Source organism: Micromonospora yongxingensis, from assembly GCF_052601155.1.
On the sequence record NZ_JBQXEO010000009.1, the window covers coordinates 153270 to 178396 of the forward strand.

General features: G+C 72.9%; 23 protein-coding genes. 14 read left to right on the forward strand and 9 right to left on the reverse strand.

Annotated elements, in window-relative coordinates; translation table 11 throughout:
* The first annotated feature begins 42 nt into the window (after positions 1-42).
* Both ACTWLT_RS13985 and ACTWLT_RS13990 read left to right on the forward strand, forming a co-directional pair.
* Positions 43-1221 carry an NAD(P)-dependent malic enzyme gene (locus ACTWLT_RS13985; RefSeq protein WP_445318738.1) on the forward strand — a complete coding sequence of 393 codons (1179 nt, stop codon included), beginning with the start codon at positions 43-45 and terminating at the stop codon, positions 1219-1221.
* Positions 1222-1258: 37 nt separating this feature from the next.
* Complete coding sequence (locus ACTWLT_RS13990; RefSeq protein ID WP_445318739.1) at positions 1259-2221, forward strand: zinc-binding dehydrogenase; 963 nt, start codon at positions 1259-1261, stop codon at positions 2219-2221.
* 85 nt (positions 2222-2306) lie between these two features.
* Here ACTWLT_RS13990 and ACTWLT_RS13995 read toward each other — a convergent pair whose 3' ends face one another.
* Positions 2307-3275, reverse strand: coding sequence for an alpha/beta hydrolase family protein (locus ACTWLT_RS13995; protein ID WP_445318740.1), 969 nt, complete (start codon positions 3273-3275; stop codon positions 2307-2309).
* A gap of 75 nt (positions 3276-3350) precedes the next feature.
* The gene (locus ACTWLT_RS14000) at positions 3351-4259 is read right to left on the reverse strand and encodes an alpha/beta hydrolase family protein (protein ID WP_445318741.1); all 909 of its coding nucleotides are present in this window, start codon (positions 4257-4259) and stop codon (positions 3351-3353) included.
* Between the two features lie 158 nt (positions 4260-4417).
* Here ACTWLT_RS14000 and ACTWLT_RS14005 point away from each other — a divergent pair, with 158 nt between their 5' ends.
* Positions 4418-4585 carry a hypothetical protein gene (locus tag ACTWLT_RS14005; protein WP_445318742.1) on the forward strand — a complete coding sequence of 56 codons (168 nt, stop codon included), beginning with the start codon at positions 4418-4420 and terminating at the stop codon, positions 4583-4585.
* A 59-nt stretch (positions 4586-4644) separates the two neighbouring features.
* Here ACTWLT_RS14005 and ACTWLT_RS14010 read toward each other — a convergent pair whose 3' ends face one another.
* From ACTWLT_RS14010 to ACTWLT_RS14025, 4 genes are all read right to left on the reverse strand, one after another.
* On the reverse strand, positions 4645-5760 hold the full coding sequence (locus ACTWLT_RS14010; RefSeq protein WP_445318743.1) for an acetate/propionate family kinase: 1116 nt from the start codon (positions 5758-5760) through the stop codon (positions 4645-4647).
* Complete coding sequence (gene pta, locus ACTWLT_RS14015; RefSeq protein WP_445318744.1) at positions 5757-7826, reverse strand: phosphate acetyltransferase; 2070 nt, start codon at positions 7824-7826, stop codon at positions 5757-5759. The genes ACTWLT_RS14010 and pta overlap by 4 nt, the downstream gene beginning before the upstream one ends.
* A 153-nt stretch (positions 7827-7979) precedes the next feature.
* Positions 7980-8159, reverse strand: a complete 180-nt coding sequence (locus ACTWLT_RS14020) for a DUF6104 family protein (protein WP_363757068.1) — start codon at positions 8157-8159, stop codon at positions 7980-7982.
* 105 nt (positions 8160-8264) lie between these two features.
* The gene (locus tag ACTWLT_RS14025) at positions 8265-12017 is read right to left on the reverse strand and encodes a multifunctional oxoglutarate decarboxylase/oxoglutarate dehydrogenase thiamine pyrophosphate-binding subunit/dihydrolipoyllysine-residue succinyltransferase subunit (protein ID WP_445318745.1); all 3753 of its coding nucleotides are present in this window, start codon (positions 12015-12017) and stop codon (positions 8265-8267) included.
* Positions 12018-12284: 267 nt separating this feature from the next.
* Here ACTWLT_RS14025 and ACTWLT_RS14030 point away from each other — a divergent pair, with 267 nt between their 5' ends.
* Together ACTWLT_RS14030 and ACTWLT_RS14035 are read left to right on the forward strand one after the other, a co-directional pair.
* Positions 12285-12632 carry a hypothetical protein gene (locus ACTWLT_RS14030; RefSeq protein ID WP_445318746.1) on the forward strand — a complete coding sequence of 116 codons (348 nt, stop codon included), beginning with the start codon at positions 12285-12287 and terminating at the stop codon, positions 12630-12632.
* Positions 12629-13036: a hypothetical protein gene (locus ACTWLT_RS14035; RefSeq protein ID WP_445318747.1), complete on the forward strand. Its 408-nt coding sequence runs from the start codon at positions 12629-12631 to the stop codon at positions 13034-13036. Before ACTWLT_RS14030 ends, ACTWLT_RS14035 begins: the two co-directional genes overlap by 4 nt.
* 76 nt (positions 13037-13112) lie before the next feature.
* On the opposite strand, the gene ACTWLT_RS14040 is transcribed toward ACTWLT_RS14035, so the two are convergent.
* The 3 genes from ACTWLT_RS14040 to ACTWLT_RS14050 all read right to left on the reverse strand — a co-directional run bounded on the left by ACTWLT_RS14040 (position 13113) and on the right by ACTWLT_RS14050 (position 15661).
* Positions 13113-13937, reverse strand: coding sequence for an ABC transporter permease subunit (locus ACTWLT_RS14040; protein WP_252418666.1), 825 nt, complete (start codon positions 13935-13937; stop codon positions 13113-13115).
* Positions 13934-14869, reverse strand: coding sequence for an ABC transporter ATP-binding protein (locus tag ACTWLT_RS14045; protein ID WP_445318748.1), 936 nt, complete (start codon positions 14867-14869; stop codon positions 13934-13936). Before ACTWLT_RS14045 ends, ACTWLT_RS14040 begins: the two co-directional genes overlap by 4 nt.
* A gap of 141 nt (positions 14870-15010) precedes the next feature.
* Positions 15011-15661: a hypothetical protein gene (locus tag ACTWLT_RS14050; RefSeq protein ID WP_445318749.1), complete on the reverse strand. Its 651-nt coding sequence runs from the start codon at positions 15659-15661 to the stop codon at positions 15011-15013.
* A gap of 150 nt (positions 15662-15811) precedes the next feature.
* Between ACTWLT_RS14050 and ACTWLT_RS14055 the strand changes: the two genes are divergently transcribed.
* The 9 genes from ACTWLT_RS14055 (at position 15812) to ACTWLT_RS14095 (ending at position 25126) form a co-directional block, all read left to right on the forward strand.
* Positions 15812-16588, forward strand: a complete 777-nt coding sequence (locus tag ACTWLT_RS14055) for a GNAT family N-acetyltransferase (protein WP_445318750.1) — start codon at positions 15812-15814, stop codon at positions 16586-16588.
* Positions 16585-17556 carry a lysophospholipid acyltransferase family protein gene (locus ACTWLT_RS14060; protein WP_445318751.1) on the forward strand — a complete coding sequence of 324 codons (972 nt, stop codon included), beginning with the start codon at positions 16585-16587 and terminating at the stop codon, positions 17554-17556. The genes ACTWLT_RS14055 and ACTWLT_RS14060 overlap by 4 nt, the downstream gene beginning before the upstream one ends.
* A 90-nt stretch (positions 17557-17646) precedes the next feature.
* The gene (locus ACTWLT_RS14065; protein WP_445318752.1) at positions 17647-18471 is read left to right on the forward strand and encodes a DUF4097 family beta strand repeat-containing protein; all 825 of its coding nucleotides are present in this window, start codon (positions 17647-17649) and stop codon (positions 18469-18471) included.
* Positions 18468-19076, forward strand: coding sequence for a PadR family transcriptional regulator (locus tag ACTWLT_RS14070; RefSeq protein WP_445318753.1), 609 nt, complete (start codon positions 18468-18470; stop codon positions 19074-19076). The genes ACTWLT_RS14065 and ACTWLT_RS14070 overlap by 4 nt, the downstream gene beginning before the upstream one ends.
* A gap of 94 nt (positions 19077-19170) precedes the next feature.
* On the forward strand, positions 19171-19872 hold the full coding sequence (locus ACTWLT_RS14075; RefSeq protein ID WP_030336721.1) for a response regulator transcription factor: 702 nt from the start codon (positions 19171-19173) through the stop codon (positions 19870-19872).
* Complete coding sequence (locus ACTWLT_RS14080; protein ID WP_252418673.1) at positions 19869-21425, forward strand: sensor histidine kinase; 1557 nt, start codon at positions 19869-19871, stop codon at positions 21423-21425. Before ACTWLT_RS14075 ends, ACTWLT_RS14080 begins: the two co-directional genes overlap by 4 nt.
* Positions 21426-21487: 62 nt before the next feature.
* The gene (locus tag ACTWLT_RS14085; protein ID WP_445318754.1) at positions 21488-23068 is read left to right on the forward strand and encodes a S1C family serine protease; all 1581 of its coding nucleotides are present in this window, start codon (positions 21488-21490) and stop codon (positions 23066-23068) included.
* 179 nt (positions 23069-23247) lie between these two features.
* Positions 23248-23919, forward strand: a complete 672-nt coding sequence (locus ACTWLT_RS14090) for a BON domain-containing protein (RefSeq protein ID WP_445318755.1) — start codon at positions 23248-23250, stop codon at positions 23917-23919.
* Between the two features lie 151 nt (positions 23920-24070).
* Positions 24071-25126 carry a glycosyltransferase family 4 protein gene (locus ACTWLT_RS14095; protein WP_445318789.1) on the forward strand — a complete coding sequence of 352 codons (1056 nt, stop codon included), beginning with the start codon at positions 24071-24073 and terminating at the stop codon, positions 25124-25126.
* The last annotated feature ends 1 nt before the right edge of the window (position 25127 follow it).

The window sequence follows — 25127 nt, forward strand, 5'->3', positions numbered from 1 at the left end:
GCCGGCCGCCCCGTCTGCTCGACAGATCCTGGAGTCACCACCATGTCTTCGTCCACCGTGGACCCCGCTGATCCCGTCTTCCAGCTGCACCGCGGCGGCAAGATGGCCGTCACCTCGACTGTGCCGCTGACCAGCCGGGAAGACCTCTCCCTCGCGTACACCCCGGGGGTTGCCCGGGTGTGTGAGGCGATCGCCGCCGACCCCGGCCTGGCCGACGACTACACCTGGGCGTCGCACGCCGTCGCGGTGGTGACCGACGGCTCGGCGGTGCTCGGGCTCGGCAACATCGGCCCGCGCGCCGCGCTGCCGGTGATGGAGGGCAAGGCGGTGCTGTTCAAGCAGTTCGCCGGGGTGGACGCCGTGCCGATCTGTCTGGACACCCAGGACGTCGACGAGATCGTCGCGGTGGTGCGGGCGCTGGCCCCCTCGTTCGGCGGGATCAACCTGGAGGACATCAGCGCGCCGCGCTGCTTCGAGGTCGAGCGCCGGCTCGACGAGGCGCTGGACATCCCGGTCTTCCACGACGACCAGCACGGCACGGCCATCGTGGTGCTCGCCGCGCTGCGCAACGCCGCCACCCTGCTCAACCGCAAGCTCGGTGACCTGCGGGTCGCCGTGAGCGGTGCCGGCGCGGCCGGTGTGGCCGTGACGAAGATGCTGGTCGCCGGGGGCGTCAACCCCGACCAGGTGGTGGTCTGCGACTCCAAGGGGATCATCGGCCGACACCGCACCGAGCTGACCGGCACCAAGGCCGAGTTGGCCGGAAGCACCAACGCCGACGGTCGCCAGGGCGACATCACCGAGGCACTGCGCGGCGCCGACGTGCTCATCGGCGTCTCCGGCGGGCAGATCCCGGAGGCCGCGGTCGCCGGTATGGCCCCCGGCGGGATCGTGTTCGCGCTGGCCAACCCGACCCCGGAGGTGCACCCCGAGGTCGCCGCCCGGCACGTCGCGGTGGTCGCCACGGGTCGCAGCGACTACCCCAACCAGATCAACAACGTGCTGGCCTTCCCGGGGGTCTTCCGCGGCGCGCTGGACGCCCGGGCCACCCGGATCACCGAGGGCATGAAGGTCGCCGCCGCGGACGCCATCGCCGGCGTGGTGGCCGAGTCGCTGACCGCCGAGGCGATCGTCCCGTCTCCGCTGGATCCCCGGGTCGCTCCGGCCGTCGCCGAGGCCGTCGCCGAGGCGGCGCGCCGCGACGGCGTCGCCCGCCGGTAGGGAAGGACACTTCTTAACGGGCGCTCAGCTTGTTACCGTGCCGATCATGCGTGCCGCCTTCGCCTCCCGCTTCGACGACGCCGATCCACTCGCCGCGCTCACCGTCGGTGAGCGGCCCGAGCCGACCCACCCGGCCGACGGCTGGGTGACCGTGCAGCTGCGGGCCACCTCGCTCAACCACCACGACCTCTGGTCACTGCGCGGGGTGGGGCTCACCGAGGCCCAGCTGCCGATGATCCTCGGCTGCGACGCCGTCGGTGTGGACCCGGCGGGCAACACGGTCGTCGTCTACCCGGTGGTGGTCACCCCGGGTGACCCGCGCGGGGTCTCCATCCTCTCCGAGCACTTCCCCGGAACCATCGCCGAGCGGGTCGCCGTACCCCGGTCGAACCTGGTGCCGCTGCCCGACGGGCTGAGCGTGACCGACGCGGCCTGCCTGCCCACGGCCTGGCTGACCGCGTGGCGGATGCTGACCACCAAGGGCCGCGTCGCGGACGCCGACAGCGTGCTGGTGCAGGGCGCCGGCGGCGGCGTCGCCACCGCGGCCGTCGCGCTCGCCGTCGCCATGGGCAAGCGGGTGTACGCGACCAGCCGCGACGCCGTGAAGCGTGAGCGCATCACGGCGCTCGGCGCCACCGCCGTGGAACCGGGCGCCCGGCTGCCGGAGCGGGTCGACGTGGTGATCGAGACGGTCGGCGCGGCCACGTTCGACCACTCGCTGAAGTCGGCCGCGCCGATGGCCCGGATCGTCGTCTCCGGCGCGACCGCAGGGCACGAGCCGTCGGTGAACCTGCGCCGGGTCTTCGCCATGCAGTTGGAGATCCTGGGCACCTCGATGGGCACCCCGGGTGAGCTGTACGAGCTGCTGGCGTTCTGCGCCGACAGCGCCGTGCGCCCGGTGGTGGACAGCGTGATCCCGTTCAGCCGCGTCGAGGACGCCTTCGCCCGGATGCAGTCCGGGGAAGCCTTCGGCAAGATCGTCATCGACCACACCGCCTGACGGCGCCGCACATCATCAGGGAAAGAGTGGCCTCCGGCGGTGCTGAGGCCACTCTTTCCCTGATGGTGGCCGATCGCGCCAGTGCTCAGAGGTGATCGTCGAAGGTGGCGATGTCGCCGCGCGTCGCGTCGGTGGAGATGCGCCCCTTGGCCTTGGCGTCGCCGTAGAGCGTCCAGCGCAGGAACTCCACCGAGGTGTCCGACACCACCCGCAGCGCCGCACCGTCGCTGAGCAGGGCACGCCCGTGGTCACCCTTGGGCAGGCTCAGCATCGCCTTCGGCCAGGGCACCTTGTCGTACGCGGCCCGGCCCGCCGCGTAGTCGACCACCTCGTCCAGCTCGCCGTGCACGAACAGCTGCGGCGCGGCCGCACCGGCGAACGCGGTGCCCACGCCGAGCGCCGTGCCGGCGAACACCACGCCGGCGTCCAGCCGTTCGTCCCGGGCGGCGGTGAAGAGACCGATGGTGGTCACCCCGCCGGCCGAGTGCCCGGCGGCGGCCACCCGGTCGCCGTCCAACCTGCCTCGCAGCGGATCGCCGGCCTTGTCGTCCAGGGCCAGCACCTCGGTCAGCGCGTGGGACACGTCGGCCGGCTGGTTGAGCACGTCGAGGACGTTGCCGTCGGCGCCCCGGGAGGTGTGCGGGAAGGTCGGCGCGGCCACCACGAAGCCCGCCGCCGCCCAGCGGGTCAGGAGCGTGGCGTAGTCCTCCGGCCGTCCGGTGAGGCCGTGGCTGAACATCACCACGGGAAACCGGCCCTCGGCGGCCTTCGCGGACCGCTTGGCCGCGCCGCCGGCATCCCCGGCCGCCGGATACCAGAGCGTCACCGGCAGCGCCCGGCCGTCCCGGTTCAGCTTCAGCTGGCGTACGCCGACGGCGAAGGCGCGCTGTGGGGCGGTCCCGGCGGCCACCCGTGGTGTCGCGGAGGCGGTGGGCTGGGGCTCCGCTGACGGCGCCTGGCTGCTCCCGGCCGGGCGGGCATCCGCGGAGCAGCCGACCAGGCTGGCCGTGAGCAGGGCGCTGGCCAGGAGCGCGGGGGTGACGCGACGTGACATGGATTCGATTGTGCCCTGTCCGGCTGAGGGGCTCGGTCGGGTTCGGCGTGGCGTGCGCGCCCGGTGACGCAACGCTCAGCCGGCCGGGCGGGACTCGTAGTGCGTCAGGGCGGGGGTGCGGGCGTCGGTGGGGAGACGGGCACCGGCCGCCCGGTCGTCGTAGAGGGTCCAGCGGAGGAAGTCGGTGGTGGTGGCGAGGACCGGGGTGAAGCCCGGGTGGCCCGGGGTGAGGTATTCGCCGTGGTCCTGCCCGAGCAGGCTGAGGAACGCCGCTGGCCCGGTCACACGCCCGTACGCGGCCCGGCCCACCGCCACCGGGACCACCGGGTCGGCCGTGCCGTGCACGAACAGCAGCGGCGCGGGCTGCCCGGCGAAGCTGCCGGGCAGCCCGCCCCCGGCGATGACGATGCCCGCGCGCAGGTAGGCCGGATGCCCCGCGCTGAACATGCCGGAGGTGGTGAAGCCGCCCGCCGAGTGCCCGGCAGCGGCGATCCGCGCGGTGTCCAGGTGGCCGGCGAGCGGATCTCCCGGCCTGGTGTCGAGGCGGATCAGGTGCCGGATCAGCCGCCAGCCGTCGGCCGGCTGGTTGCGGACGTCCGCCCGGGTGAAATGCGCCGCCCCCTGCCGGGTGTGCGGAAACGCGGGGGCGGCCACCACGAAGCCTGCCGCCGCCCAGCGGGTGGTCAGGCCCGCGTGCAGATCGGGCCGGCTGCCCAGCCCATGGCTGTAGACGACCACCGGGAACCGCCCGGCGGCCACCCCGCCCGGGGAGGCCGGATACCAGATGGTCACCGGCAGGGGGCGCGCCGAGCGCGGATCGAGGGTGAGCGTACGCACGCCGACGACGTACGACCCCTCGGGCGCTCGGCGCGCCGACGGCGGCCCGACCGGGGCGGCGGTGGACCCGCCCGCCACGGCGGTGGCCGGTACGCAACCGGCCAGCAGCGCTGTCACCAGTACGGCGATCAGCCGCCCCGCCCCCATCGTTCCACGGTAGGTGCCCGAGCGTGCGCAGCGACCCCGCCGTCCGGCCCGCCTGCACCCGCCACCCGGTCGGGTCCGCTCCGCCGCCCGGGTCGACCCGGGCGGTCGGCGTGGGCCGGGGGAGGTGCGCCGCGACCGGCTTCGCTAGGGTCACCGGCATGCCTGAGAACTACACCGACCCCAGCGGCAACACCGAGGCGTTCCGCGCGTTCACCGAGACGCCGGAGGCCGCCGCGCCGGCGGAAGCGCCGTCCCGCCTGCCGCTGATCATCGCTGTGGCGGTGGTCGTCGTGCTGCTGGTGGCGCTCGTCGCCTGGCTCGCGTAGAGCCGAGCGCACCGCGCCGGGCTCCGGCCTCCACCCGCGCGACCAGGGCTGGGCGGTCGTCAGCGGGCCGCCACCACGTCCCGGGCCTGCCGGGCGATCTCCCGTTCCTCGTCGGTGCGGATCACGCAGACGGCCACCTCCGAGGTGTCCGGCGAGATCACCCGGTCACCGTCACCGTCGTTGCGGGCCTGGTCCACGGCGATGCCGAGCCGGTCCAGCCCGGCCAGCGCCGCGGACCGGACCGGCGCCGCGTGCTCGCCCACCCCGGCGGTGAAGGTGATCGCGTCGACCCGGCCGAGCAGCGCGTAGTACGCGCCCACGTATCCGGTGATCCGCCGGACGTACACGTCGAAGGCCAGCTCCGCCGCCGGGTCCCCGTCCGCCCGGCGCTGGAGCACCTCGCGCATGTCGTTCACGCCCGTCAACCCGAGCAGGCCGCTGCGGTGGTTGAGCAGGTCGTCGATGTCGTCCACCGACAGTCCGCCCTCCCGGCGCAGGTGGAAGATCACGGTGGGGTCGAGGTCGCCGCTGCGGGTGCCCATCACCAACCCCTCCAGGGGCGACATGCCCATCGACGTGGCGACGCTGCGACCGCCGGCCACCGCGCAGGCGCTCGCGCCGTTGCCCAGGTGCAGGGTGATCGTGTTGAGCTGCTCGTACGGGCGGCCCAGCAGCTCGGCGGTGCGTCGGGAGACGTACGCGTGCGAGGTGCCGTGGAAGCCGTACCGGCGGACGCCGTACCGCTCGGCGGTGTCCCGGTCGATCGCGTACGTCGCGGCGGCCTCGGGCAGGGTGTGGTGGAACGCGGTGTCGAAGACGGCGACCTGCGGGACGTCCGGCAGCGCCTCCCGGGCCACCTCGATGCCGGCCAGGTTGGCCGGGTTGTGCAGCGGGGCGAGGGGGACCAGGTCCCGGATCGCGGCCAGCACCGCGTCGTCGACCAGGACGGGCGCGCTGAACGTCCGGCCGCCGTGCACCACTCGGTGCCCGACCGCGGTCAGCCCGGTCAGGTCCAGCCCGGCCAGGATCTGCCGGACCGCGCTGGTGTGGTCCGCCGGGCCGCCGCCGGGCTCACCGACCCGCTCGACCGTGCCCTGGTCGAGCACCTGGTCGCCGTCGTAGCGGCGCCACTTCACCGACGACGACCCGCAGTTGAGCACCAGTACGCGACTCACGACGCCTCCTCGGCGGCGGCCTGGATGGCGGTGATCGCCACCGTGTTGACGATGTCCGGCACGGTGGCGCCACGGGACAGGTCGTTCACCGGCCGGCGCAGGCCCTGCATCACCGGGCCGACGGCGACCGCCCCGGCGGACCGCTGCACCGCCTTGTACGTGTTGTTGCCGGTGTTCAGGTCCGGGAAGATGAAGACCGTGGCCCGGCCGGCGACCGGGCTGCCCGGGAGCTTGGTCGCCGCGACCGCCGGGTCGATGGCGGCGTCGTACTGGATCGGCCCCTCGACCAGCAGGTCGGGCCGGCGCTCCCGGACCAGCGCGGTGGCCGTGGCGACCTTCTCCACGTCCTCGCCGGCGCCGGAGCTGCCGGTGGAGTACGACAGCATGGCAACCCGGGGCTCGATGCCGAACCGGGCGGCGGTGTCGGCGGAGGAGATCGCGATGTCGGCGAGCTGGGCGGCGTCGGGGTCGCGGTTGACCGCACAGTCGCCGTAGACCAGCACCCGGTCGGCGAGCAGCATGAAGAAGACGCTGGAGGCCACCGAGACGTCCGGCACGGTACGGATGATCTCGAAGGCGGGCCGGATGGTGGCTGCCGTGGTGTGCGTGGCACCGGAGACCATGCCGTCGGCGTGCCCGGTGGCCACCATCAGCGTCCCGAAGTAGTTGGGCTGGGCCACGACGTCGTGCGCCAGCTCGGCGGTCATGCCCCGGTGGGCGCGCAGCCGGGCGTACTCGGCCGCGAAGTCGTCGCGCCACCCGCTGGTGACCGGGTCGACGACGTGCGCGTCGCCGAGGTCCACACCCAGCTCCCGGGTGCGCCGGGCGATGTCGTCCGGCCGGCCGAGCAGGGTCAGCTCGGCCACCCCCCGGCGGAGCAGGATCTCCGCCGCGCGCAGGATCCGCTCGTCGGCTCCCTCCGGCAGCACCAGGTGCCGGCGCTGCGAACGGGCGCGGTCGATCAGCTCGTTCTCGAACATCAGCGGAGTGACCCGGGCCGACCGGCTGACCCGCAACCGGCGGGCCAGGTCGTCGGTGTCCACGCAGCGCTCGAACGCGCCGAGCGCCGCCTCCACCTTGCGGGGGTTGGCCGCGCTGGGCCGGCCCTCGATGCGGCTGGACGCGGCCACCGTGTCGTAGCTGTCGCTGCGTACGGAGAGCACCGCCAGCCCGGTGTTCAGCCCCTCCACCAGCCGCATCGCCCGTGGGTCGGGCTGCTCGCCGAGGGTCAGCACCAGCCCGGCCACCGACACCTGCCCGGCCACGTGCGCGGCACTGGCGGCGACGAGCAGATCGGCCCGGTCCCCGGGGGTGATCACCAGGGCGCCTTCGGTGAGGTGGTCCAGCAGGGTCGGCACATGGGCCGCGCCGACCACGAAGTCCAGCACGTCCCGGCCGAGTGCGGCGTCGTCCCCGGCCAGCAGGGTGGCGTCGAGCGCCGCCGCGACCTCGGCCACCGTCGGCGCCGAGACGATCGGCACCTCCGGGATGGCGTACGCGGGCACCGGCAGCTCGGGCAGGGCCATCGGCCCCGGCACCCGGTTGGCGACCACCGCGAGCACGGTGGCGCCCAGGTCGGCCAGATCGTGGTACGCCCCCCGCACGGCCGCCGCGACGGCCGCCGGCTCCTGCTCGAAGCCGTCCACGACCGGCACCACCACGCTGCCGAACTCCGTGGCCAGCCGGGCGTTGAAGGCCAGTTCCCGGGGGCGGGCGGGGTCGCCCGGATCGTCGAAGTCGCTGCCCACCACGACCACCGCCGGGCACTGCCGCTCCACCGCCCGGTACCGCTCGACGACGGCGGAGATCAGCTCCTCCCGTCGGCCGTCGGCGACCATCGCGGCAGCCTCGGAGTAGGTCGCCCCGGCCAGCTCGCTCAGCGGCAGCTCCACCCGGTACCGCTCGCTGAGCAGGGCGAGGATCGGGTCCGGGCCGTTGTCGGCGACCAGCGGCCGGAACACGCCGATCCGCCCCACCTGGCGGGACAGCAACTCGGCCAGTCCGAGCGCGATGGTCGACTTACCCCCGCCCGACCCCACACTCGTCAGATACACACTCCGGGCCACGTCCCCACCCTAGAAGATCGTGCACCCTCCAACCCGGGCCCTCCGACCCCCACCCCCGGGCCTTTCCCCGTTGATCATGAAGTTGTTGCCGCGACGCGCCGACAACACGCGCAACAACTTCATGATCACCGGGGGGTGGGGTGGGGTGGGGTGTTAGTCGTCGTCGGGGTCGTCGAGGCGCGCCAGGTAGGTGGCCAGGCGTTCGATGGGGGTCTCGAAGTCGGGGTTGAGGTCCACGAAGTCACGTAGGCGCTCGCCCAGCCACTCCAGGGTCACCTGCTCGTCGCCCCGGCGCTCGACCAGCTCCTCGATACCACGGTCGGTGAAGTACATCGGTACGTCCTCGTGCTCGGCCCGGCGCGGGCCGGGCGGGTGGACCGACGGAGCCGGGGCAGGACCGTGGTGACGGCCCTGCCCCGGCTCTCACGGTGCGTCAGGTCACGGGCGGGGGAGAGCCGCCTCGATCAGGGCGTTCTGCTCGACCTCGTGCGTCTTGGCCGAGCCGACCGCCGGGGCGGCCGCGGCCGGGCGGGAGATCCGCCGCAGCCGGACGTCCGTGAGGTGCTCCAGCAGGTTGAGCGCGACGAACGACCAGGCGCCCTGGTTGGCCGGCTCCTCCTGCACCCAGGCGAAGTCCTCCGCGTTCGGGTACTGCGCCAGGGCGGCCCGGATCTCCTCCACCGGCAGCGGGTACAGCTGCTCGATCCGGATGATCGCGGTGTCGGTGACGCCGCGCTCCTGCCGGGCCTGGAACAGGTCATAGTAGATCTTGCCGGAGCAGAGCAGCACCCGCTTCACGGCCTCCGGCGCCGGGGCTGCCGTGTCGCGCAGCACCGGCTGGAAGGTGCCGGTGGTGAAGTCCTCCACCGACGAGACGCAGAGCTTGTGCCGCAGCAGCGACTTCGGCGTGAACACCACCAGAGGCTTGCGCTTGGGCGACAGGGCCTGGCGGCGCAGCAGGTGGAAGTAGTTCGCCGGGGTGGTCGGGATGGACACCCGCATGTTGTCCTCGGCGCACATCTGCAGGAACCGCTCCGGGCGGCCCGAGGTGTGGTCGGGGCCCTGGCCCTCGTGGCCGTGCGGCAGCAGCAGGGTGACGGCGGAGCGCTGGCCCCACTTCACCTCGCCGGAGGAGATGAACTCGTCGATCACCGACTGGGCGCCGTTGACGAAGTCACCGAACTGGGCCTCCCAGGCCACCAGCGCGTTGATGTTCTCCACCGAGTAGCCGTACTCGAAGCCCATCGCGGCGTACTCGCTGAGCAGCGAGTCGTGCACGAAGAACCGGGAACGCTCGCCGTCGCCGGTGAGCGACTTCAGCGGCAGGTAGTCGTCGCCGGTACGGGCGTCCACCACCGAGGCGTGCCGCTGGACGAAGGTGCCACGGCGGGAGTCCTGACCGGCCAGCCGGACCGTGACGCCGTCGTGCAGCAGCGCCCCGAGCGCGATGATCTCGCCGAAGCCCCAGTCGATGTTGCCCTCGACGGACATCTTGGCCCGCCGGTCGAGCAACTGCTGGATCCGCTTGTGCGGGGTGAAGCCCTCCGGCAGGTTGACGTGCGCCTCGCCGATCGCCTTCACGACGGCCGCGTCGGTGGCGGTGTCGACCTGCGGCTCCGGCTCCTCCTCGCGGCGCGGCCGGTTGAGCTGGCGCGGTGCCGCGGCGGCGTCCCGGGTGGCCTTGAAGACCTTCTCCAGCTGCGCCTGGTAGTCGCGCAGCAGCTCCTCCGCGTCCTCCACGGTGATGTCGCCGCGACCGATCAGCTCCTCGGTGTAGAGCTTGCGCACCGAGCGCTTCGAGTCAATGATCTTGTACATCTGGGGGTTGGACATCGACGGGTCGTCGCCCTCGTTGTGCCCGCGCCGGCGGTAGCAGACCATGTCGATCACGACGTCCTTGTTGAACGTCTGCCGGTACTCGAAGGCCAGCCGGGCCACCCGGACCACGGCCTCCGGGTCGTCGCCGTTGACGTGGAAGATCGGCGCCTGGATCATCCGGGCCACGTCGGTGCTGTAGAGGCTGGACCGGCTGTACTCCGGGGCGGTGGTGAAGCCGACCTGGTTGTTGACGACCACGTGGACGGTGCCGCCGGTGCGGTAGCCGCGCAACTGCGACAGGTTGAGCGTCTCGGCGACCACGCCCTGCCCGGCGAACGCCGCGTCACCGTGCACCGCGAGCGGCAGCACGGTGTAGCCCTCCAGCTTGAGGTCGATCCGGTCCTGCTTGGCCCGGACGATGCCCTCCAGCACGGGGTCGACGGCCTCCAGGTGCGACGGGTTGGCCACCACCGACACCTTGACGGCGTGCTCGCCGTCGGGGGTGGTGAACTTGCCGTTCTGGCCCAGGTGGTACTTCACGTCACCGGAGCCCTGGGTCGAGCGCGGGTCCAGGTGGCCCTCGAACTCGGAGAAGATCTTCTCGTACGGCTTGCCGACGATGTTGGCCAGCACGTTGAGCCGACCCCGGTGCGCCATCCCGATGACGACCTCGTCCAGCCCACCCTCGGCGGAGGACTCCAGGATCTCGCCGAGCAGCGGGATCAGGGACTCGCCACCCTCCAGGGAGAACCGCTTCTGGCCGACGTACTTGGTCTGCAGGAAGGTCTCGAACGCCTCGGCGGCGTTGAGCCGGTTGAGCACGTGCTTCTGCTCGTCCGGGGACGGCTTCTCGTACTTGCGCTCGATCCGCTCCTGGATCCAGCGACGCTCCTCCGGGTCCTGAATGTGCATGTACTCGATGCCGACGCGGCGGCAGTACGAGTCGCGCAGCACGCCGAGGATCTCGCGCAGCTTCATCCGCTGCCGGCCGGCGAAGCCGTTCACGGGGAACTCGCGGTCAAGGTCCCACAGGGTCAACCCGTGCTGGAGGACGTCCAGGTCGGGGTGCTTGCGGATCTTGAATTCCAGCGGGTCGGTGTCGGCCATCAGGTGACCGCGCACCCGGTAGGCGTGGATCAGCTCGTGGACCCGGGCGGTCTTGTTGATCTGGCCCTCGGAGTTGACCGCGACGTCGCGCATCCAGCGCACCGGCTCGTACGGGATCCGCAGCGAGGTGAAGATCTCGTCGTAGAAGCTGTGCTCACCCAGGATCAGCTCGTGCATCACCTTGAGGAACTCGCCGGACTGCGCGCCCTGGATGATCCGGTGGTCGTACGTGCTGGTCAGCGTGATGATCTTGCTGACGGCCAGCTCGGCGAGAGTGGCCTCGGACATCCCCTGGTAGGGGGCCGGGTACTCCATCGCGCCGACGCCGATGATCGCGCTCTGCCCCTGCATGAGCCGCGGCATCGAGTGCACGGTGCCGATGCCGCCCGGGTTGGTCAGCGAGATCGTGGTGCCGGAGTAGTCCTCCATGGTCAGCTCGTTGCGCCGCGCCCGCCGGACCACGTCCTCGTACGCCTGCCAGAACTGCCGGAAGTCCATCTGCTCGCAGCCCTTGATGGAGGGGACCACGAGGTTGCGGCTGCCGTCGGGCTTGGCCAGGTCGATCGCGATGCCGAGGTTGACGTGCGCCGGGCGGACCACCGCCGGCTTGCCGTTGGCCTCGGTGAAGGAGTTGTTCATCTCCGGGTGCTGGACCAGCGCCCGGACCATGGCGTACCCGACCAGGTGGGTGAAGCTGACCTTGCCACCGCGCCCGCGGGCGAGGTGGTTGTTGATCACGATGCGGTTGTCGACCAGCAGCTTGGCCGGGACCGCCCGGACGCTGGTCGCGGTGGGCACGCTCAGCGAGGCGTCCATGTTCTGGACGATCTTCGCGGCGACACCGCGCAGCGGCGTGGTCTGCGGGCCCTCGGTGCTCGGCGCGGCGGCCTTCGCGGCCGGCTTGGCCGGGGCGGCCTTCGCCGGGGCGGCCTTCGCCGGGGCGGGTGCCGCGGCGGCGGGCTTCGCCGGCTGCGCGGCCGGCTTGCTGGCCGCCGGCGGCTTCGCCGGGGTGCTCGGCTGGCTGACCGTGGCGGCCGCTTCCGGCTGGCCGTCCGGCTCGGGTGCGGCGGCAGGCGCGCCGGCCGGCTCACCGCCGCGCGGTGTCGCGGCCCCCGGCGCCGGTCGGTAGTCGGCGAAGAAGTCGTGCCAGGCCGAATCGACGCTCGTTGGGTCGGCGAGGTAGCGCTGATACATGTCCTCGACGATCCACTCGTTCGGGCCGAAACCCGCCAGTGGGTTCTCCTGCGAAGTCTGCTGGGTCGACACGGCCGGTAATCGCCTCTTTCACGCGGGTTTGTGTGTCACGCGGTGGTCCGTCGCACCCGGTGAGGAGTACGGACAGGACGGCTCCCAGGCTACGCCGTACGGATCCCGCAGGCATTTCCGCCTCGGTCGCGTGGTCCGATTCACAGAAGATGCCAGAAGTTCAGCATCCGCTGCGTCGTCCCTCGATGACTGGTACGGCGGTGAGCTGGCACGACTGAGTACGGGTACGGATGTCCCGTGCCGGCGCTGCCGGCGAGGATCGGCCGCATGGATGACACGGGAGCGCGGGGGCGGTACGGCAGCAGCATGGCGGTCGCGTTCGGCTGGTACGCGACGGTGATCGCGGCGGTCGTGGTGGGCACGACGAGTGTGCCGAGCGCGCCCCGGGAGGACTGTTCGGCGATGTTCAGCTGCCTCTCGCCCCTGGAGTCGCTGGCGCTGGCCGGGTTGTTCTGGGGTGCGCCCGTGCTCCTCGGGTTGCTGATCGTCACGGCGGTGGTCAACGCGCTGGCCGTCCGCCGGATCACCTCCGCGGTGCTGGCCGGCACCCTGTCCGTGGCGGTCAGCGCCGCGGTCGGGACCGTCGTGGCCGGCGCGTACCTGGGGCGCTCGTGAAGCGGCTCGGCCTCGGCGGGCTGTTCTTCACCTGGCTCTACGGGGTGCCGTTCCTGCTCGTGGTGGGCCTGATCCGGCGGACGTCCACGCCGTACACGCCGACCCGGGACGCGGCGCAGGCGTTCGGCGCCACCACGGACGCCCTGCTGACCGCAGGGCTGGTGCTGAACGCGGCACTCCCTGCTGCCGGCCTGCTGCTGGCCGCGTTGGCGGGGGAGACGACCTGGCGGCGCCACTTCGGCTGGGCGCTCGGCGGGATGGTGCTGGTCTATCTGGGGGTCGCGTTGGCCGGCAGCATGGCAACCAGCACGCTGATCGGCCACGACCCGGCCGACCAGGAGTCGGACCCGCCGGTCGGCCACTGCGTACCGATCAGTGGTGGCCGGGGCTGCCCGGGCGGCTGAGCGGCCACGAAGCGGGAAATAGGGGTGCGCCGCCCCGGGGCGGCGGCCGTGCCGCCGCCACCCCGGGACCGTCCGGTCAGGAGATGTCGCGCCGGCGCATCAGCAGGGTGCCGACCACGCCGGTGACCACCGCGTACCCGATCAGCACGGCGGCGCCGGCCCAGCGCGGCGGGTTTCCGGGGATGTCCGCCCCGGTGACCATCAGCGACGAGGCCAGCGACGGCACCAGCAGTTGCAGGTTGTTGATCCAGTCACCCCAACGGGCGGCCAGGATGCTGATCACCAGGATGGCGCCGATCGAGCCGCCCAGGTAGAGCAGGATGCCGGTCACGGTGGCACCGATCTGGCTGCGGATCAGCACACCGATGCCGACCCCGAACACCGCCCAGAGCAGGTAGGCGAGGAGGTTCAACCCGATCGCCCGCCAGGCGGCGTCGTTGCCCAACTGTGAGCCCAGCCCGACCGCGTTCAGCACCGCCGAACCGGCGATCAGGTTGAACGCGGTGGTCACCAGCCAGAACAGCAGCGCCAGCACGCCCGCCGCGGCCAGCTTGGCGCTCATCACCGCGGTGCGGTGCGGCGTGGTGAGGAACGTGGTGGTCACCGTCTGGTGGAAGAACTCGCTGGTCACCACGATGATGCCGAGCAGCATCACGATCAGCAGGCCGAAGAACTGCCCGGTGGTGAACAGGTTCGACGAGAGGGCGTCCGGGCTGGCCGCGGCCGCCACGGTGTCGACCTGGTCGGGTGGCACGTCGCCGAGGTTCCCGCTCGTCAGGGCGTCGGCCTGCAACCAGTTGATGAGCAGCGTGAGCGCCCAGAGCGGCAGCGAGATGAGCGCGAAGACCCACCAGGTGTTGGTGGTACGGATCTTGAGCAGCTCGGATCGGATCAGGTTCATCGGATGCCCGCCTTTCCGGCCGTCAGCTCCAGGAAGACCCGTTCCAGGTCGGGCCGTTCGGTGGTCAGTTCGTGCAGCTCCACACCGGCGGCCAGGGCGGACCGGCCGATCGTCGGGGCATCCACCCCGCCGACCAAGAGGACGCCCTGCTCGTCGGTGTCGACCGTCGCCGACAGCGCCTTCAGCGCGGCGATCAGGGTCTCGGCCTGCGGGGTGCGGACCCGGACCCGGGCGCCCTGCGCCATCGACCCGAGGACCTGGTCGACCGGCCCCTGTCGGACCAGCTGACCGGCCGCGATGATCACCACGTCGTCGGCGAGCAACTGCATCTCCGACAGCAGGTGGCTGGAGACCAGCACGGTGCGACCCTCGTGGGCGAGGTTCTTGAGGAACCCACGCATCCACCGGATGCCCTCCGGGTCGAGCCCGTTGGCGGGCTCGTCGAGGATCAGCACCCGGGGGTCGCCGAGCATCGCGGCGGCGATGCCGAGCCGCTGCTTCATGCCCAGTGAGTAGCCCTTGAACTTGCGCTTCGCCGCCGGGGTCAGCCCGACCAGGGCCAGCGCCTCGTCGGCCCGCTGCCTGGGCAGCCCGGCCGCCGCGCAGATGACCCGCAGGTGGTTGATGCCGGTGCGGCCCTTGTGCGCGCTGGACGCCTCCAGGATCGCGCCGACGTGCCGGAGCGGATCGGTGAGGTCGGCGTACCGGTGGCCACTGATGGTGGCCGTGCCGGCGGTGGGGGTGACCAGGTTCAGCAGCATGCGCAGCGTCGTGGTCTTGCCGGCGCCGTTCGGGCCGAGGAAGCCGGTCACCCGCCCCGGCGCCACGGTGAAGGACAGGTTGTTCACCGCCCGGACGTTCTTGTACTGCTTCGTCAGACCGGACACCACGATCTGACCGTCGCTGGTGGGGCTTCGCTGCCCGTCAGTCATCGTTCTCCTCCCGTGTGCGGCGTCGAGGTACGCCGTGGCACAGCGTGACGGCCGAGCGCAACAAGGTCAATCAGGCTGGGTCCGTACGGCGTGGTCCTTCTTGCGGTGGAGACGCGTCCTCCCTGCGGACGACGGCGGGGGTCAGCGGGCGGCGATCCAGGTGGCCCGGGCCGCGCCGAGCAGTGCGCCGCCCGGGCCGTACAGGCTGGTGTGCACGAGCGCCTTGCGGCCGTCGACGCCGATCAACGCGCCGGTCACCACGCACTCGTCGCCGGGCGCGGGCAGCGCGGTGACCACGGCGGCAATCCGGCCCAGCACGTACGGCCGGCCCGGGGCGAGCACCGCCCAACCGCCGGGGCAGTCCAGCGCCGCCCAGACCGTGGCGCCGCTGACCTCCTCGGGTGCCCGGAACGGTGCGGCGGTCCGCCCGTCGGGCAGCCGGCCGGGGAAGATCCGCAGCCCGTCCGCGCGGCGCGGACCGCAGACGTAGCAGTCGGGGAACGGGTGCTCGACCAGGCCGGGGTAGCGGCTCGCCGCGGCCACCGCCGTGTCCCGGTCGACCGGGGGTACGACGGCGTCCACCGTCCCGGCCGGCCGGACCTCGGCCACCAGCTCGCCGGCCGGGTCCCGAACCTCGCCGTCGACCATCCGCAGTGCGGTCTCCAACGGCGGTGGCCGGCGCAGCGTCACCTCGACCGGGCCGGGGCCGCCGGCCGCGGCGGCGAAGACTCCGGCGCTCCAGCCGCCGTTGCCCGAGCCGGAGGGCCCGTTGTAGCGGGACTCGATGCGCATCGTCGACCTCCGGAGGTTGTGCCGGCAGCGTCGCCGGGTCCGCCCGGCAGCCTCGCACGGCCGTGGTCGGACAGATACGCCGGCCGGCGTTCACCCGATCGACACCGGTGGTCACCGAGGATGGCAACCCGGGGCACCTACACAGATCCCATGGCCGTTCTGCATGCCGCTGGCGCACCACTGACGACCAGCGGATACACCCTGCTGATCGCCGACGACCCGACCCAGGTCGCGGCCGCGCAACGCCTGCGTCACGAGGTGTTCGCCACCGAGCTCGGCGCCACCCTCCGCCCGGCCGAGGCCGGGTTGGACGTGGACCCCTTCGACGCCCACTGCGACCACCTGATCGTCCGCCAGGAGAGCACCGGCGAGGTGGTCGGTACGTACCGGCTGCTGCCGCCGGGCCGCACCAACCGGCGGTACGCCGAGACCGAGTTCGACCTCGCCGCGCTCGACCCGCTCCGCGACGACCTGGTCGAGGCCGGGCGGTCCTGTGTGCACCCGGACCACCGCTCGGGAGCGGTGATCAACCTGATGTGGGCCGGCATCACCCGGTACCTGCACCTGCGCGGCTCCCGCTGGCTCGGCGGCTGTGCCTCCGTTCCGGTGGACGACGGCGGGCGTGCGGTCGACGAGGTGTGGGCGCAGGCACGGGCCCGGCACCTGGCGCCGCCGCCGCTGCGGGTCCGCCCACTGCGGCCCTGGTTCGCCGAGCCGGCAGCCGCCGGCGACCGGACGACCACCGAGCCGGTCGGCCGTGCCGCCGTGCCGCCGCTGCTGCGCGGCTATCTCCGGCTCGGCGCGTGGATCGCCAGCGAGCCGGCGTACGACCACGACTTCAGGTGCGCGGACTTCTACGTGCTCTTCTCGCTGGACCGGATGAACCCGCGCTACCTGCGGCACTTCCTGGGCGGGGTGGAGCGGTGACCGCCCTGGCGCACGACCTCTGGCGTCCGGAATCCGGCTGCGGCGACGAGTGCCTCCCGGCAGCGGACGAGGTGCCCACGGTGCCGGTGGCCCGGCGGGTGCTCCGGTTGGTCGCCGCGACCGGCATGCTGCTGGCCGGGGTGGGCCTGGTGCTGCTGTTGCCCGTACTGCCCGGGCCGGAGCGGGGGGCGGCGACGCGCGCCTGGGCGCGGGGCACCGTCCGTGCCTTCGGCGTCCGGCTGGTGATCCGGGGCCGGTTGCCCCGGCGCCGTGCGCTGCTGGTCGCCAACCACGTCTCCTGGCTGGACATCCTGGCGGTGCTGGCGGTCGCGCCGACCCGCATGGTGGCGAAGCGGGAGATCCGCTCCTGGCCGGTGGTCGGTCTGCTGGCCGTCGCGGCGGGCACGGTCTTCGTGGACCGGTCCCGGCCACGGGCTCTGCCGGCCACCGTGGGCCGGGTCGCCGACGCGCTGCGCGCCGGTCGTTCGGTCGCGGTCTTCCCGGAGGGTACGACCTGGTGCGCCGGGGAGGGTGCGGCCGACTGCCGCCCCGGCGGCGGTTTCCGGCCCGCGACGTTCCAGGCGGCCATCGACACGGGCAGCCCGGTGGTGCCGCTGCGGCTCCGGTACCGGTGCGAGGCCACCGGGGCGGCCACCACCGCTGCCGCCTTCCTCGGTGCGGACACCCTGCTGCGCTCGGTGGCGCGGGTGGTGTCGGCACGGGAACTCGTGGTCACCGTGACGGTGACCTCCGCGCTGCACCCGGCCCGGGACGCCGACCGGCGGTTGCTGGCCCGGGCGGCCGAGTCGGCCGTACACCTGGTGCCCCGGACGGCTGCCCCGGCGTGGGCCGGGCTGCGCCCGGTGCCCACACTGACCTCGGCCGCCACCGTGCCGACCTCGGTCGCCGGGCCGACGGTGGCCGGGCCGACGTCCGGCGCGGGGCGGGAGCTCGACCTGGCGGCGTGACGAATCGTGACAGTCTTGTGCTGTCGCGATGTATCGCGTTAGTGTCTCCTCTGTCGGACGTGCGTCGGCGCGTCGTCGAGGGGAGACGCCATGACCGGATGGACGGTCGACAGCCCGCAGCGGCTCACCGTGGACGGCCCGGTCACCCGGCTGCACGTCCGCCTGGTGAGCGGACGGCTCAACGTGGTCGCCACCGACGGCCCGACCCGGATCGACGTCACCCGGGTCGGTCGTCGGCCCGTGCTCATCACCCACTCCGACGGCCGCCTCACCCTGCGTCAGGAGCGCGGCCGCGGTTGGGCGGACGCCCTGCGGTGGCTCCGGTCGCTGGCCCGGTACCCGCAGGTGCACGTGTCCGTCGCGGTGCCCGCCGACGTCCTCGCCGACCTTGGCCTGGTCGCGGGCTCGCTGGTCGCCTCGGGGCTGCGCCGGCAGACCACGCTCGACGTGACCGCCGGTCGGATCACCCTGATGGGGCTGCGCGGCAGCACCTCCGCGAAGATCACCTCCGGGTCGGTGGAGGCGCTCGGGGTGGGCGGCGACGTCACCCTGGAGACGGTTTCCGGCGAGGTGATCCTCGCCGACAGCGCCGCCGACCGGGTGGACGCCAAGACGGTCTCCGGAGCCATCACCTGCGACCTGGACAACCCCCGACACAGCGAGATCCGGCTCAGCACCATCTCGGGCGGCATCACCGTGCGGATCCGGGAGGACAGCGACCTCGCCGTCCGGCTGCACACCGCCTCCGGTCGGATCACCAGCGGGTTTCCCCAGGTGCACACCTCGACCTTTCCGCTGGCCAACAGCGAGGGGGTGCTCGGCGCCGGCGAGGGTAAGCTCTGGGCCTCCGCGACGTCGGGGAGCATCGCGCTCCTTGTCCGACCGGTGGCCGACGACGAGGAGGAGCTGCCGTGACCGCCGTGTTCAGCCACGGCCGGCTCCGGCTCTACCTGCTGAAGCTCCTCGACGACGGCCCGAAGCACGGCTACGAGCTGATCCGCCTGCTGGAGGACCGCTTCCTCGGGCTCTACGCCCCCAGCGCCGGCACCATCTACCCCCGGCTCCAGCGACTGGAGGCCGAAGGGCTGGTCAGTCACACCGCCGCCGGAGGCCGCAAGACCTACGAGATCACCGACGCCGGCCGCGACGAGTTGCGCCAACGGCAGGGCGAGCTGACCACCCTGGAGGCGGACATCGCCGCGTCGGTGGCCGACCTCTCCACCCTGGCCGGCGAGATCCGCAGCGAGGTGAGCGGTTCGGTCCGCGACCTCAAGCGGGAGCTGAGCGCGGCCGCCCGGCAGACCCGGCGTTCCCGGTGGGAGGCGCCGCCGTCACCGGGCGCGGGTCCGGCCAGCGCGCCCCGCGCGGCGCTGCTCGACGAACTCGACCAGCGGCTGGCCGCGTTCACCGTCGAGGTGGGCCGGCTGGCGCGCGCCCGCCAGTTCAGCGACACCCAGTTGCGTACCGCGATCCGGCTGCTCGACGGCGCGCTGGACGGGTTGCGCCGACTGCTGCGCTGACCGGTGCCACCGGTCGGCCCCCCGGCCGGCGACTCTCAGGTTTTTTGCAGGAAGCGTCCAGCGCCGGTGCAGTGAGGTCGCCGATGATGGGCACATGCCCGCTACCCAGACCGAGGCGCGACTGCTCGTCGTCGAGGACGACCCCAACATCCTCGAGCTGCTCTCCGCGAGCCTGCGCTTCGCCGGCTTCGACGTCGCCACCGCAACCAGTGGCAGCGCGGCCCTGAACGCCGCCAAGGACCACCGGCCCGACCTGGTGGTGCTCGACGTGATGCTGCCGGACCTGGACGGCTTCGAGGTCATCCGGATGCTCCGCGAGGGCGGTACGCGTACCCCCGTGGTCTTCCTGACCGCCCGGGACGCCACCGACGACAAGATCCGCGGGCTGACCCTGGGTGGCGACGACTATGTCACCAAGCCGTTCAGCCTGGAGGAGTTGACCGCCCGGATCCGGGCCGTGCTGCGCCGCACCACCACCGGCGAGCAGGCCCCCTCCCGGCTCACCTTCGCCGACCTGGAGCTGGACGAGGAGACCCACGAGGTGCACCGGGCCGGGCAGCGGGTGCAGCTCTCGCCGACCGAGTTCAAGCTGCTGCGCTACCTGATGCTCAACGCCAACCGGGTGCTGTCCAAGGCGCAGATCCTCGACCACGTGTGGAACTACGACTTCCGCGGCGACGACAACATCGTCGAGTCCTACATCTCCTACCTGCGGCGCAAGGTCGACACCACCCAGCCTCGGCTGATCCACACCCTCCGCGGCGTCGGGTACGTGCTGCGCAAGCCGGCGGCGTGAACGCGGTCCAGCAGGCGAAGGGGCGGGTGCGGGGCGTACCACTACGGGTCAAGCTGGTCGCGTCGGTGCTCGCGCTCGTCGCGGCAGCGCTGCTGGTCATCAGCTCGCTGACCGCCTACTTCCTCCGCAACTACCTGGTGGGCCAGGTCGACAACGAGCTGCGCGGTTCGGCGCGGAGCATCGAGAGCGCGGTGGTGGAGGCCAAGCAGGGGCGGTTGGGCATCCCGACCGACTATCTGGTGGTCGTGACCAGCCCGAGCGGTGACCGGGTCCTGGGTTACCAGTTCGACGATCAACGCTTCGACATGGCCGATCTCCCGCCGTGGCCGGAGAACGCCGCCGGATTCGAGAAACTGGAGGGTGACCCGTTCACCGTCCGGGCCCGTGACAGCAAGGTCCGCTGGCGGATCCTCTACACCGAGCTGCCCAACGGTCAGCTCGCGGCGATCGGGCAGCACCTCACCGATGTCGACCTGGCGGTGAAGCAGCTCGTCTGGATCGACCTCCTGGTCGGCGGCGCGGTGCTGATCATGCTGGCCTCGGTGGGCGCGGCCATCGTACGGACCAGTCTCAAGCCGCTCGTGGAGATAGAACGCACCGCTGCCGCCATCGCCGGCGGTGACCTGACCCGCCGGGTGCCCGACCCGGAGGAGGGGCAGGAGCACCCGACCTCCGAACTGGGCCGGCTCTCCCGCGCGCTGAACGCGATGCTCGCCCAGATCGAGGCGGCGTTCACCGCCCGGGCCGCTTCGGAGACCGCCGCCCGCTCGGCGGAGAGCACCGCCCGGGACGCGGCGGCCGCCGCCCAGGCGTCCGAGGCGCGCGCCCGACGCTCCGAGGAGCGGATGCGGCAGTTCGTAGCGGACGCCTCGCACGAGCTGCGTACCCCACTGACCACGATCCGCGGATTCGCCGAGCTGTACCGGCAGGGCGCCGCTCGTGCACCTGAGCAGACCGCCGGCCTGCTGCGCCGGATCGAGGACGAGGCGGCCCGGATGGGGCTGCTGGTGGAGGACCTGCTGCTGCTCGCCCGACTGGACCGGGAACGGCCGCTCTCGCTGGCCCCGGTGGAGCTGCCGGTGCTCGCCTCCGACGCGGTACAGGCCGCCCGGGCCATCGCCCCGGACCGACGGATCGAGCTGGAGATCGAGCCCGGTTCCGGCCCCCTCGTCGTCTACGCCGACGACGCGCGGTTGCGTCAGGTGATCGGCAACCTGGTCACCAACGCGCTGACCCACACCCCGCCGGACGCCGAGATCAGGCTGCGCCTGCGCGCGGAGCCGGGGAACCTCGCCGTGGTGGAGGTGTCCGACACCGGCCCGGGCCTCTCCCCGGAGCAGGCGGAACGGGTGTTCGAGCGGTTCTACCGGGCCGACGCGGCGCGGACCCGGCGGGCCGACGGCAACACCGGCACCGGCCTCGGCCTGGCCATCGTGGCGGCGCTGGTCGCCGCCCACCACGGTTCGGTCGAGGTCGCCGAGACCCCCGGCGGCGGGGCGACCTTCCGGGTCCGGCTGCCCCAGGTGCCACAGGACGACGGGGTCGGCGAGTGACTTTCAGCCAACTTCCAGGACGGTTCCAGGTTGGTCGCAGTGGCCGGGGAGAAGGTAGTGACATGACCGAGTTAGAGTCCGACCCGCAGCGCCGGCCGGCCGCCACCGACGCCGAGCCGTCGCACCCCACCGCCGAGCTGCCGCGCGACGAGCGCGTGCAGTCCGACTCCCCGACCACCCCCGTTGCGGTCGTTCCGACCACCGGGGACGAGCCCACCGCTGCCGCCGGCCAGCCGGCCGGCGCGCCGCCGGCCCCGTCCACCGGGTACGAGCCCGGTCAGCCGACCGCCGCGGCTCCGACCGTTGCCCAACCGACCGGGTACGAGCCGCCGGCCGCCACCCCCTCCGCGCCGTCGTACCCGGTCTCCGGCCATCCGGCGCCCGGCCAGCCCGGCTACCCGCAGCCGACCGCCGGCCGGTACCCCGGCGCCCCCTGGTATCCCGGCCAGCAGCAGTCCGGCTGGGCCGGCGGGGGCCAGCCGGGCGCGTACCCCCAGCACCAGCAGCACCCCCAGCACCCCCAGCACCCGGGGCAGCCGGTGCCGCCCTGGGGTCCGCAGGCTGCTCCGCCCGGCAGCGGGCCCCGGCCGAGCCGCATCGCCAAGTTCGCCGGTGCAGGCGTCGCGGTGTTCGCCCTGATGCTCGGTTCCGGTGTCGCCGGCGGGGCGCTCGCGCTCGCCCTCGACGGCGACGATGGCGGCATCACCCGCACCTACTCCGCGGCCCCGGTGATCAACGGCGCCGACCTGCCGAAGATCGCCGCCGCCGTGCAGGACAGCGTCGTCTCCATCGCCACCGACAGCGGCGAGGGCTCCGGCGTCGTGCTCAGCGCCGACGGCTACGTGCTCACCAACAACCACGTGGTCGCCTCCGCCGCCGGCGACACGGTGCAGGTGGTCTTCGCCGACGGTAAGACCGCCAGCGCGAAGATCATCGGCACCGACCCGAAGACCGACCTGGCCGTGGTCAAGGCCAACGGGGTGAGCGACCTCAAGCCGGCCACCTTCGGTGACAGCGACGCCATGCAGGTCGGCGACCAGGTGCTCGCGCTCGGCAGCCCGCTCGGCCTGCAGGGCTCGGTGACCTCGGGCATCCTCAGCGCCCGGGACCGCACCATCCGGGCCGGCGAGGGCCAGCAGCAGGACCCGAACCAGCAGGGCCAGGCGGTCAGCTCGATCTCCGGCCTGCTCCAGACCGACGCGCCGATCAACCCCGGCAACTCCGGTGGTGCCCTGGTCAACACCCGCGGTGAGGTGATCGGCGTCAACACCGCCATCGCCACCTCCGGGCAGAGCACCGGCAACATCGGTGTCGGCTTCGCCATCCCCAGCAACAAGGCCAAGGACGTCGCGGGCAAGCTCCAGCGCGGCGAGAAGGTCAGCCACCCCTCGCTCGGGGTCGGCGTCAACGAGGCCGAGGGCGGCGGCGCGCTGGTCGCCTCGGTCACCGCGGGCAGCCCGGCCGAGAAGGCCGGCCTCCAGCGCGGCGACGTGGTCACCCGCTTCGGCGACAAGGTGGTCAACGACTCCGACGACCTGGTGGGCGCCGTCCAGGCCGGCAAGGTCGGCGACCGGGTCGAGGTGCACTTCAAGCGGAACGGCGTCGAGAAGACGGCAACCGTGACGCTCGCCGAAACGTCCTGACCGACACCTGAACCTGCCTCCTCCCTCCGGCGGCGGGTGACGGGGCCAAGGGGGTTGGCTCCGTCACCCGCCGCTCTTTTCCGCCCCGACGGCGGTTCACCCGGATCGGGTGAACCGCCGTCACCCGTACGCCCGGCAGGTTCGGAAGGCGAGCCCGCGACCGTACGGGGGGTGGATCGATGAGCACCGCGACGGATGTCCGTGACGACCAGCAGATCCAGCGCGACGTCCTGGCCGAGCTGGCCTGGGACGCGCAACTGCAGCCGAACGAGATCGGCGTGACCGTCGACCAGGGCGTGGTCACCCTCACCGGTTACGTGGACGGCGCGGCCCGGAGCTGGGCGGCCACCCGCTGCGCGCAGCGGGTCCGCGGCGTACGGGCGGTGGCGGACGAGATCGAGGTGCGGTTGCCGGGCACTCCGGGGCGTACCGACGGCGAGATCGCCATCGCGGCCAGTCGGGCGCTGGAGTGGGACAGCTTCGTGCCATCCGAGCGGCTGGACGTGACGGTCGCCAACGGCTGGCTGATGCTCCGCGGGGAGGTGGAGTTCGGGTGGCAGCGCCGCACCGCCGAGGGGGAGTTGCGCCGCCTCGACGGCGTACGGGGGATCACCAACCTCGTCGAGGTGCGGCCGCCCGCGCCGCCGGCCGCCGAACAGGTGCGCCGGGACGTCCAGCGCGCGCTGCGGCGCACGATCGGCGCCGACCGGGTGACGGTCGAGATGGACGGCGACACCCTCGTTCTCGCCGGGGTGGTCCGCTCGTGGTGGGAACGCGACCAGGTCGAGCGGGTGGCCTGGTCCGCCCCCGGGGTGCGGGTGGTCCACGACCAGCTCCTGGTCGGCGGGTGAACGCCCGTCTTGTCCGGTTTACCGAAGACGCCACAGGGAAATCGCCGCCGGCCGGCGGCGACGGTCGACCGGGGATGATCGGGGAGGACTCGTGGCTGTGAACCACCACCCGCCCGCCGACGGCCCTCCGGAGCGGTCGTTGCGTATCGCGATGGTGGTCCCACCGTGGTTGTCCGTGCCGCCGCCCGGCTACGGCGGCCTGGAACAGGTGGCCGCCGGCCTGGTGGACGCGTTGACCGCGCACGGGCACGCGGTGACCCTGTTCGGCGCCGGCGGCGAGCACGGCACCGCGGCCGGCAGCTTCGTCTCCACCGTTCCCGAGATCCAGTACGAGCGGCTCGGCGAGTCGCTGCCGGAACTGGCCCACCTGGCCCGGGTCAACCACCTGATCACGGCGGCGGACTTCGACGTGATCCACGACCACACCACGATCGGTCCGCTGGTGGCCGGCCGCCGAGCCGTGCCGACGGTGGCCACGGTGCACGGCAACCCGGTGGGGGAGTACGGCGACGTGCTCAGCGACGTCGACAAGGGCGTCGCACTGGTGGCCATCTCCCACGCCCAGCGCCAGCTCAACCCGTTCCTGCCCTGGGCCGGCACCGTGCACAACGCCCTGGACATCCGGGGCTTTCCCCGCAAGACCGCACCCGGCCCCGGGCCGGTGCTGTGGTTGGCCCGGTTCAGCCCGGACAAGGGCCCGGACGTCGCCATCCGGGCGTGCCGGGAGGCCGGACTGCCGCTGCTGCTGGCCGGCAAGTGCAACGAGGCGGCCGAGCGCCGGTACTACGAGCAGGTCGTCGCGCCGCTCGTCGACGACGACGTCACGGTCGTGCTCAACGCCGGCCGCGCGGAGACCCTGCGCATGCTGGTCGACGCCCGATGCCTGATCATGCCGATCCAGTGGGACGAGCCGTTCGGCATGGTGATGGTGGAGGCGATGGCGACCGGTACGCCGGTGGTCGCGCTGGACCGGGGTGCGGTGCCGGAGCTGGTGCGTCCCGGAGTGACCGGTCTGGTGTGCGAACGGCCGGAGGACCTTCCCGGGGCGCTGCGGGCCGCGGAGCAGCTGGACCCGGAGGACTGCGTCGCGCACGTCGCGGAGAACTTCTCGGTCGAGCGGATGGCGTACGGCTACGAGGAGGTCTACCGGCGGGTCGCCGCCCGCGGCCTCGGCGTCCGCGAGACCGCCCGGGTCGCGACCCGCTGAC